The organism is Croceibacterium salegens, assembly GCF_009827435.1.
GTDB lineage: Bacteria > Pseudomonadota > Alphaproteobacteria > Sphingomonadales > Sphingomonadaceae > Croceibacterium_B > Croceibacterium_B salegens.
Map to the genome: position 1 here is coordinate 1 of NZ_WTYM01000055.1, position 8,968 is coordinate 8,968.

An 8,968-nucleotide genomic window follows, 5' to 3' on the forward strand; every position below is an offset into this window, starting at 1 on the left:
GGCGGCTATGGGTGCGGGCATGAGCGGGGCCTATCGTTTTGCCATCGACCGGGGCGGGACCTTCACCGACGTGGTGGCGGAAACGCCCGACGGGCCGCTGGTCGCGGCCAAGCTGCTCTCCGAAGACCCCGAGCACTACGCCGACGCGGCGAGCGAGGCGGTGCGGCGGATCCTCGCCGAGCACGGCGATGCGCCGATCGCCGAAGTCAGCATCGGCACGACCATTGCCACCAACGCCCTGCTCGAACGCAAGGGCGAGCGGCTGGCGCTGGCGATCACCCGCGGTTTCGGCGACGCGCTGCGCATCGGCACCCAGGCGCGGCCCGACATCTTCGCCCGCCACATCGTCCTGCCGGAACAGCTCCCCGCCGAGGTGATCGAGATCGACGAGCGGGTCGGGGCAGACGGCACTGTGGTGCGCCCGCTCGACGAGGACGCGGTCCGCTCAGCCTTCGCCGGGGTGCGCGCCAAGGGCATCGACGCCATCGCCATCGTCCTGATGCACGGCTGGCGCTACACGGCGCACGAGGCTCGGTTGGTGGCGCTGGCGCGGGAGGCCGGGTTCGCGCAGGTCAGCGCCAGCCACGAGGTCGCGCCGCTGGTCAAGCTGGTGCCGCGCGGCGACACCACGGTGGTGGACGCTTACCTGACGCCGAACATCCATCGATACGTTCGACAGCTCGATCAAGCGCTTCATCCGCACGATGTCTTGCGCTTCATGCAGTCCAACGGCGGCCTCGCCGATGCCCGCGCCTTTCGCGGCAAGGACGCGATCCTCTCGGGTCCGGCTGGCGGCGTGGTCGGCATGGTCGGCATGGTCGCCTCGGCGCCTTGATTGAGCCAGCATTCTGACCATTTACTTGCTTTTTCGGGGTTGCAAAGGACAGCCAGCGACTGGTTCGCGGCGGTCCAAGTTCAGCATCAGTGCTGTGCTCAAGCTTGCCGCCTCTAGTCATCCGTCCTAGACGACGGACATGGCCGGAGATCTACTCGACAACCGGGGCCGGGGTGATGCCGAATGGGGCTGGCCCGCGATCCATCCCGAGGGACGCAAGTTCGGAGTCGCTGCCGTCGTCGCGGCGCTCGCATTCATCTTCCTGTTCGGCTGGGGGTTCATCGGCTGGCCGCTGCTGGTGGCCTCGCTCGGCGTCTTTGCCTTCTTCCGCGATCCCGAGCGCGTCGTCCCGCAGTCTCAGGACCTGATCGTTTCGCCTGCCGATGGCCTGGTGACGCTGATTGGCGAAGTCGCGCCTCCGCCGGAGATGCAAGGCACCGACGGGTTCGGAGGGCAGGGCCTGAGCAGCGCGCCGGTGACGCGAATCTCGATCTTCATGTCGGTATTCGACGTCCACATCAACCGCTCGCCGGTGGCCGGGACCGTTCGCCGCGTGGTCTATATCCCGGGCAGGTTCATGAACGCCGATCTCGACAAGGCGAGCGAGGAAAACGAACGTCAGCACATCCTGATCGAGCGCAACGACGGCATCCAGATTGCCTTCACCCAGATCGCCGGACTGGTCGCACGACGCATCGTTCCCTTCATCAAGCCGGGCGACACGGTCGCCGCCGGACAGCGCGTCGGCCTGATCCGATTCGGCAGCCGCGTCGACGTCTACTTGCCTGCCGGGACCGATTCGAAGGTCCTGCTCGGCCAACGGGTGATTGCCGGCGAGACTGTCCTTGCGGAGATTGGCAAGCAGGGCCTGATCGAAGGGGTCAATCAGTGACTTCCTCCGAGCAAGACGACGACCGTCCAATAGATCCCGGTCCGGCCTGGCTAGGACCGAAAGCGAGCGAAGACGAGGAGCCGGTGGCGCGCCGCTTTGGCGGTGGACTGACCTTGCGGGCAGTGGTGCCAAACGCCATTACGGCCGCTGCGCTCTGCTCGGGGCTGACGGGCATTCGATTTGCCATTGTCGGCGACTGGAAGATGGCGTTGTTCGCGATCGTCCTTGCCGGGCTTCTCGACGGCATAGATGGGCGGATCGCCCGGCTTCTGAAGGCGCAGTCGCGCTTCGGTGCCGAACTCGACAGCCTGGCGGATTCGCTTAGTTTCGGCATGGCCCCGGCGCTGGTGCTGTTTCTGTGGTCGTTGCAGGACCTGCCGCGCTTTGGCTGGCTCATCGCTCTGGCATTCGCGCTGTGCTGCGCACTGCGCCTGGCGCGTTTCAACGCCCGGATCGACCTGGACGACCAGCCGCACAAGTCGGCTGGCTTCCTCACGGGCGTTCCCGCGCCGGTCGGTGCGGGGTTGGCGTTCCTGCCGATGTACCTGTGGATCGCGACCGGCGAGGAAATCTTTCGCACTCCCTGGATCATCGCGCTGTGGACCGCGGCGATCGCCTTCCTCATGGTCTCGAACATCGCGACAATGAGTTGGAAGTCGCTGCGGCCGAAGAGTTCGCTGCGGCTGGCGATGGTCGGCTTTGGCGGACTGCTGTTTGCTGCACTGCTGATCGAACCGTGGTGGACGCTGGTGGCGATCTGTGTCGGCTATCTCGCCTTCATGCCGCTCGGGATCATGAAATACGCCCGGGTCAGGCAGCAACGCGCCGAGGCTGCGGTACCGGACGGGCTACCGGCTGCACCATTCGACGTGTCGAACGGCCCGAAATAGTTCCGCGCTCAGCAATCGGACCGTAGCTCCAGACGGTGACGGTGCGGGTCTCGCCACAACCAGCGAGTTCGCGGTGCAGGGCGCCGAACGCCGTCAGGCCCTGCTTGAGCGAATGACCGACCGATGCCAGCGCAGCGAGTGCGGTGGCGACGAAAGCGAGAGTGAGGAACGTGGCGAACATCGTCTAGACCTCTGGCTGTGCCGCACCCTGTGGAGGGGGTGTGGAAAACAATTGGAAAACTTCGAAACGCGGGTGTAAGTTCCCGAATTGTTCCGGTAACACCCTTATGTTCTTGATATGTTCCGTTCGTCAAGTGCTTTTTGCGTTGGCAGACGGGTTCGTGGCGGCGAATTGAGGCTGGATTTCCGGACCGATCGCCGCTAAGGCGCGCCCCGCCGAGGCCTCCGGGCTGCGGCAAATCCACATGGAAGGCACTTACATCCCGGTGCCCGCGCGGGAAACTCCGCAAGGGTCACACAGGCTTTCCAGAGGCGTAACCGGAAAGGAATTTACTTATGGCGGCTCCTACCGTCACGATGCAGCAATTGATCGAGGCCGGCGCACACTTCGGCCACCAGACCCACCGCTGGAACCCGCGCATGAAGCCGTACATCTTCGGCGCGCGCAACGGCGTCCACATCATCGACCTGTCGCAGACCGTTCCGCTCATGGCGCGCGCGCTCGACTTCGTGCAGCAGACCGTCCGTTCGGGCGGCAAGGTGCTGTTCGTCGGCACCAAGCGCCAGGCGCAGGACCCGATCGCCGAGGCGGCCCGCCGCAGCGGCCAGCACTTCGTCAACCACCGCTGGCTCGGCGGCATGCTGACCAACTGGAAGACCATTTCGGGCTCGATCAGGGAACTCAAGAACCTCGAGGAACTGCTCTCGGGCGACACCAGCGGCCTGACCAAGAAGGAAGTGCTGCAGCTTACCCGCAAGAAGGACAAGCTCGAGCTTTCGCTCGGCGGCATCCGCGAGATGGGCGGCATCCCGGACGTGATGTTCGTGATCGACGCCAACAAGGAAGAGCTGGCGATCAAGGAAGCCAACGTCCTCGGCATTCCGGTCGTCGCGGTCCTCGACTCGAACGTCGATCCGAGCGGCATCGCCTTCCCGATCCCGGGTAACGACGACGCCAGCCGCGCCGTCCGCCTGTACTGCGACGCGATCGCCGCAGCGGCGACCACGGGCCGTGGCGAAGGCGTGGTCGATTCGGGCGCCGACATCGGCGCCATGGACGCACCCCCGAGTGAGTCCGTGGCGACCGAAGCCGTCGCCGAAGACGCGACCGCCTGACACCATTTCCCGGTTCGCACTAGCGAAGCGCGCGCCGGGCCCCCATCTGCGAGGCCCGGCGCTGCCCCCATTTGAATTGAAGAGGTAATTAATCATGGCTGCTTTCACTGCCGCTGACGTGAAGACCCTGCGCGAGAAGACCGGCGCGGGCATGATGGACGCTAAGAAGGCGCTCGAAGCGTCGAACGGCGACATCGAAGCCGCGGTCGACGCGCTACGCGCCAAGGGCCTCGCCACCGCCCAGAAGAAGTCGAGCCGCACCGCGGCCGAGGGCCTCGTCGGCGTTGCCGTCGTCGGCACCAAGGGCGTTGCGGTCGAGGTCAATTCGGAAACCGACTTCGTCGCCAAGAACGACCAGTTCCAGGACTTCGTGCGCAAGACCACCGAAGCCGCGCTCTCGCTCGGCTCGGACGACGTCGACGCGCTCAAGGCGGCTGCCTACCCGGGCGGCGGCACCGTTGCCGACAAGCTGACCGACAACGTCGCCACCATCGGCGAGAACCAGCAGGTTCGCCGCCTGAAGAGCGTCGCGGTCTCCGAAGGCGTTATCGTGCCCTACATGCACAACGCCCAGGCGCCGAACCTCGGCAAGATCGGCGTGCTCGTCGCGCTCGAGAGCGCCGCTTCGGCCGACGTGCTCGAAGCCCTCGGCAAGCAGCTCGCGATGCACATCGCTGCCGCCTTCCCGCAGGCGCTCGACGCCGATAGCCTCGATGCCGAAGTGCTCGAGCGCGAGCGCAAGATCGCGGCCGAAAAGGCTGCCGAGAGCGGCAAGCCGGCCGACGTCCAGGAAAAGATGGTCGACGGTGCGGTCAAGAAGTTCGCCAAGGAGAACGCGCTGCTCAGCCAGGTCTTCGTGATGGACAACAAGACCCCGGTTGCCGACGTCGTCGCCAAGGCCGGCAAGGACGCGGGCACCCCGATCGTCCTCAAGGACTACGTGCGCTTCCAGCTCGGTGAAGGCATCGAGAAGGAAGAGAGCGACTTCGCCGCCGAAGTCGCCGCCGCCGTCGCCGGCTGATCCGGCGCGCCACTACGGCCACAAAGCGGCCGCCGGGCTTCGGTCCGGCGGCCGTTTTCTTGCCCGCAGAGAGCGGCGTTATTTCGCGCGCAGTTCGATCAGCCAGATCTCGGGGTGGGTGAACAGCCTCACGGGGATGAGGCTCGTGCCGAGGCCCGCGCCGACTACGAGCGTCTTCCCATCCTCGTCGATCCGCCCACAGCCATAGCGGTCGCCATAATTCGATAGTTGGGCTGGCGCGCCGCCCCACGGGTAGGCGATCTGGCCGCAGTGCGTGTGACCGGCGAACATCAGCGGAACCGAGCTCGGCACTTGCGGGAAAGTGTCCGGGCTGTGGCCGAACACGATGCGAGCGCCTTCCAGCCGGTCCATTGCGGCGAGTGTCATCGGCAGGTCTGCCGCCCCGGTGTAGGCATCGTCGAGGCCGCCGACGACGAGCGGCCCGGTCTGGACTGCCTCGTTTGCCAGCAGCCGGATTCTGCGCCGCTGCAACTCGCGCGACAGCGCGGGAAGGTCGAACCAGTGATCGTGATTGCCCGGCACCACGAAGACGCCGAGAGGAGCGCGCAGCGCACCGAGAGGGGCGACGACTTCCTGTGGGGTGTAGATGTGCGTTGCAGTCCGCTTTTCGCTCACCAGGTCGCCGGCGATGAGCACCAGATCGGGCTTGAGCGCGTTGACCTTGGCGACAATCCGTTCGAGCCGCTCCGGCGGCATGTCGGGGCCGGCGACATGGATGTCGGACAACAAGGCGATCGTGAGTGGCGCATCCGCCGGGTCGAGCCCCCGCAGCGCAACGGAGGTTCGATTTACCACCGGGTCCGCCATGGTATCGTGCCACGCCTTGGCGACCACCGGGACAACGCATGCCAGCAGCGCCAGCAATGCGATTTGCCGTCTGCTCCAGCGCCTCGCGCCACCCACCCGTTTCATGGTGCCGGGATCGATCACGGACGAGGGAAAGGCAAGGGCTTGATAGTTGCCGTCGCCATAGTGCTGTCTATAAGGGCGGCGCATTCCCGCCCTTCTGAGAGGTTCCTGCCACCTATGCCGATGCCCGAGGTCAAACGTGTCCTGCTCAAGCTTTCGGGCGAAGTCCTGATGGGCGACCAGCAGTTCGGCATCGATCCGGCGTTCGTCTCCGAACTGGCGCAGGAGGTGAAGGCGGCGCAGGAAACCGGGCTCGAGATCTGCCTCGTCATCGGCGGCGGCAATATCTTTCGCGGCATGGCCGGGGCGGCGCAGGGGATGGACCGGGCGCAGGCCGACTACATGGGCATGCTGGCGACGGTGATGAACGCGCTCGCCATGCAGTCGGCGCTGGAGAAGCTCGGCGTCAGCACGCGGGTGCAGTCGGCGATCCAGATGGACCAGGTTTGCGAGCCGGTGATCCGCCGCCGGGCCGAGCGGCACCTCGAAAAGGGCCGCATCGTGATCTTCGCCGCGGGCGTGGGCGCTCCCTATTTCACCACCGATTCCGGGGCCGCGCTGCGCGCCGCCGAGATGCAGTGCGACGCGCTGCTCAAGGGCACCAGCGTCGATGGGGTCTATGACAGCGACCCGAAGAAGAACCCGGACGCAAAACGTTTCGAAACAGTCAGCTACGACAAGGTGCTGGCAGACAATCTCAAGGTCATGGACGCCTCCGCCGTGGCGCTGTGCCGCGACAACCAGATCCCCATCGTGGTCTTCTCGATCCGTGAAAAGGGCAACCTGGCGCGAGTGCTGGCGGGCGAGGGCGTGCAGACCATCGTAGGAGGGAATGCCTGATGGCTAAGTACGACAAGGCCGATATCGAACGGCGCATGGCCGGCGCGGTCGAGAGCCTCAAGGGCGACCTCGGCGGCCTGCGCACCGGGCGCGCCAACACCAGCCTGCTCGATCCCGTGGTGGTCGAGGTCTACGGCGCGATGATGCCGCTCAACCAGGTGGCGACGGTGTCCGCCCCCGAACCGCGCATGCTCAGCGTGCAGGTTTGGGACCGGGCCAACGTCACCGCGGTCGAGAAGGGCATCGCCCACGCCAACCTCGGCCTCAACCCGATGATCGACGGCCAGACGCTGCGCCTGCCGATGCCCGACCTGACCGAGGAACGGCGCAAGGACCTGGCCAAGCTCGCCGGCAAGTATGCCGAGAACGCCAAGATCGCGATCCGCAACGTCCGCCGCGACGGCATGGAAGCGCTCAAGGAAGACGAGAAGAAGAAGGAAATCTCCGAGGACGAGCGCAAGCGCGGCGAGGACGAGGTCCAGAAGCTGACCGACAAGTACGTCGCAGAAACGGATGCCGCCGCGGCGCAGAAGGAAAAGGAAATCCTGACCCAGTGAGGTTGACCGATTCCCTCTCCGTTCGTGTCGAGCGCAGTCGAGACACGTTGCGCGAGCGCCTCTCGACTTCGCTCGAGGCGAACGGACCCTCTAGATGACTGCAGCACGCCACGTCGCGATCATCATGGATGGCAACGGGCGCTGGGCCAAGCGCCACCACCTGCCGCGCGCGATGGGGCACCAGCGCGGGGTCGAGGCGGTGCGCAAGCTCGTGCGCTCGCTCAAGACGACCGGGCTCGAATGCCTGACGCTCTACGCCTTTAGCTCGGAGAACTGGAAACGGCCCGAGGAAGAGGTCGGCGACCTGATGAACCTGATGCGCAAGTTCATCAAATCGGACCTGCCCGAATTCGTCGCCAACGACGTCAAGCTGCACATCCTCGGCGACTGGCGGGGGCTGGCGCCCGATATCGTCGGCATGCTCGACGATGCGCTGGCGCAGACCGCAGGGGGCAGCCGGACGCTGGCGGTGGCGCTCAACTATGGCTCGCAGCAGGAAATCGCCCGTGCGGCAGCCAAGGCCGCGGCGGCCGGGGAGATCACGGTCGAGAGCATCGCCGCGCATCTCGACACCGCCGAACTGCCGCCGCTCGACCTGCTGATCCGGACCAGCGGCGAGGAGCGGCTGTCGAATTTCCTGCTGTGGCAGGCGGCTTATACCGAATTCTGGTTTACCGACGTGCTATGGCCCGATTTCACGCCTGAGCATTTGGTCCAGGCACTCGATGAATTCGCCAACCGGGAGAGGCGCTATGGCGGACGCTGAGGCGGCTCCTGCCGCGAAGAAGAGATCCGACCTGCCGGTGCGGCTGGCCTCGGCCTTCGTCATGCTGGCGCTGGTCATCGGCGCCATCATCATGGGCGAGGACTACATGTCCGGGCTCGTCGCCATCGTCGCGGCGGTCGCCTTCGTCGAATACTGCCTGCTGGTCTACAAGGCGGCGCCGACGATCGGCTGGCGCGGGACGGGCGTGGCGTTCGGGCTGTTCTACTTCGGCTTTGCCGCCTGGGTGCTGATGCGGCTCGATTCCTATTTCCTGATTGCGGCGGTCGGCGCGGTGATTTTCACCGACACCGGTGCCTACTTCAGCGGGCGGACCATCGGCGGGCCGAAGATCGCGCCCAAGATCAGCCCGTCGAAGACCTGGGCCGGGCTGATCGGCGGAATGGTCTTTGCCGGGCTGTGGCTCTCCTTTGTGGCCGGGGTGTTCTTCTTCACCAGCGAGGGCGGGGACCTCGCTGGTGTGTGGGAAGTCGGGCATGACAAGATCATCAGCGCCTTCCTCGTCGGCTGCCTGCTGGCAGTGGTCGCGCAGGCTGGCGACTTCTTCGAATCCTGGCTCAAGCGCCGGGCGGGGGTGAAGGATTCCTCGCGGCTCATCCCGGGGCACGGCGGCGTGTTCGACCGGGTCGACGGGATGATCCCGGTGGCGCTGGTCGTCGGATTGCTCTCTACGGCGGCGTGACGTGACCCGTTCGATCACCATTCTCGGCGCGACCGGCTCCATCGGCGCCTCGACGCTCGACCTCATCCGGCGCGAGCGGGACAAGTGGCGGGTTGTGGCGCTGACCGCCAATTGCCAGGCCGTCGAACTCGCCGCGCTGGCGCGCGAATTCGGCGCGGAGATCGCGGTCGTCGCCGACGAGGCCTGCCTGCCCGACCTGCGCGAGGCGCTGGCCGGAAGCGGGATCGAGGCGGCGGGCGGC

The 8,968-nt window shown here is 66.1% G+C and carries 9 protein-coding genes and 2 pseudogenes; 10 read left to right on the forward strand and 1 reads right to left on the reverse strand.

Annotation, left to right across the window (positions count from 1 at the left end; all coding sequences use genetic code 11):
* Window positions 1-19 precede the first annotated feature (19 nt).
* The 5 genes and pseudogenes from GRI89_RS14105 to tsf all read left to right on the forward strand — a co-directional run.
* Window positions 20-817 (forward strand): annotated as a pseudogene (locus GRI89_RS14105) (hydantoinase/oxoprolinase N-terminal domain-containing protein); the annotation flags it as partial.
* A gap of 157 nt (window positions 818-974) precedes the next feature.
* Window positions 975-1,727 (forward strand): phosphatidylserine decarboxylase, encoded by a 753-nt coding sequence (locus tag GRI89_RS14110; protein ID WP_159796986.1) that lies wholly within the window; start codon window positions 975-977, stop codon window positions 1,725-1,727.
* A 29-nt stretch (window positions 1,728-1,756) separates the two neighbouring features.
* Window positions 1,757-2,617 carry a CDP-alcohol phosphatidyltransferase family protein gene (locus GRI89_RS14115; RefSeq protein WP_407924980.1) on the forward strand — a complete coding sequence of 287 codons (861 nt, stop codon included), beginning with the start codon at window positions 1,757-1,759 and terminating at the stop codon, window positions 2,615-2,617.
* A 516-nt stretch (window positions 2,618-3,133) separates the two neighbouring features.
* Complete coding sequence (rpsB, locus tag GRI89_RS14120) at window positions 3,134-3,913, forward strand: 30S ribosomal protein S2 (RefSeq protein ID WP_159796989.1); 780 nt, start codon at window positions 3,134-3,136, stop codon at window positions 3,911-3,913.
* Between the two features lie 94 nt (window positions 3,914-4,007).
* On the forward strand, window positions 4,008-4,934 hold the full coding sequence (tsf, locus tag GRI89_RS14125) for a translation elongation factor Ts (protein ID WP_159796992.1): 927 nt from the start codon (window positions 4,008-4,010) through the stop codon (window positions 4,932-4,934).
* Between the two features lie 78 nt (window positions 4,935-5,012).
* Here tsf and GRI89_RS14130 read toward each other — a convergent pair whose 3' ends face one another.
* On the reverse strand, window positions 5,013-5,867 hold the full coding sequence (locus GRI89_RS14130) for a metallophosphoesterase (protein WP_159796995.1): 855 nt from the start codon (window positions 5,865-5,867) through the stop codon (window positions 5,013-5,015).
* 114 nt (window positions 5,868-5,981) lie between these two features.
* Here GRI89_RS14130 and pyrH point away from each other — a divergent pair, with 114 nt between their 5' ends.
* From pyrH to GRI89_RS14155, 5 genes and pseudogenes are all read left to right on the forward strand, one after another.
* Window positions 5,982-6,704 (forward strand): UMP kinase, encoded by a 723-nt coding sequence (gene pyrH / locus GRI89_RS14135; protein WP_159796998.1) that lies wholly within the window; start codon window positions 5,982-5,984, stop codon window positions 6,702-6,704.
* Window positions 6,704-7,261 carry a ribosome recycling factor gene (gene frr / locus GRI89_RS14140; RefSeq protein WP_159797001.1) on the forward strand — a complete coding sequence of 186 codons (558 nt, stop codon included), beginning with the start codon at window positions 6,704-6,706 and terminating at the stop codon, window positions 7,259-7,261. The genes pyrH and frr overlap by 1 nt, the downstream gene beginning before the upstream one ends.
* 94 nt (window positions 7,262-7,355) lie before the next feature.
* Window positions 7,356-8,027 carry a polyprenyl diphosphate synthase gene (gene uppS, locus GRI89_RS14145; RefSeq protein WP_159797005.1) on the forward strand — a complete coding sequence of 224 codons (672 nt, stop codon included), beginning with the start codon at window positions 7,356-7,358 and terminating at the stop codon, window positions 8,025-8,027.
* On the forward strand, window positions 8,014-8,727 hold the full coding sequence (locus GRI89_RS14150; RefSeq protein WP_159797008.1) for a phosphatidate cytidylyltransferase: 714 nt from the start codon (window positions 8,014-8,016) through the stop codon (window positions 8,725-8,727). The genes uppS and GRI89_RS14150 overlap by 14 nt, the downstream gene beginning before the upstream one ends.
* A gap of 1 nt (window position 8,728) precedes the next feature.
* A pseudogene (locus GRI89_RS14155) lies at window positions 8,729-8,968 on the forward strand (NmrA family NAD(P)-binding protein); the annotation flags it as partial.

Excerpts from the sequence above, each read along its gene's own strand:
- pyrH (WP_159796998.1), top strand. The coding sequence starts at position 5,982 with ATGCCGATGCCCGAGGTCAAACGTGTCCTGCTCAAGCTTTCGGGCGAA.
- uppS (WP_159797005.1), top strand. The coding sequence starts at position 7,356 with ATGACTGCAGCACGCCACGTCGCGATCATCATGGATGGCAACGGGCGC.
- GRI89_RS14150 (WP_159797008.1), top strand. The coding sequence starts at position 8,014 with ATGGCGGACGCTGAGGCGGCTCCTGCCGCGAAGAAGAGATCCGACCTG.
- GRI89_RS14130 (WP_159796995.1), bottom strand. The coding sequence starts at position 5,867 with ATGAAACGGGTGGGTGGCGCGAGGCGCTGGAGCAGACGGCAAATCGCA.
- rpsB (WP_159796989.1), top strand. The coding sequence starts at position 3,134 with ATGGCGGCTCCTACCGTCACGATGCAGCAATTGATCGAGGCCGGCGCA.
- frr (WP_159797001.1), top strand. The coding sequence starts at position 6,704 with ATGGCTAAGTACGACAAGGCCGATATCGAACGGCGCATGGCCGGCGCG.
- GRI89_RS14110 (WP_159796986.1), top strand. The coding sequence starts at position 975 with ATGGCCGGAGATCTACTCGACAACCGGGGCCGGGGTGATGCCGAATGG.
- tsf (WP_159796992.1), top strand. The coding sequence starts at position 4,008 with ATGGCTGCTTTCACTGCCGCTGACGTGAAGACCCTGCGCGAGAAGACC.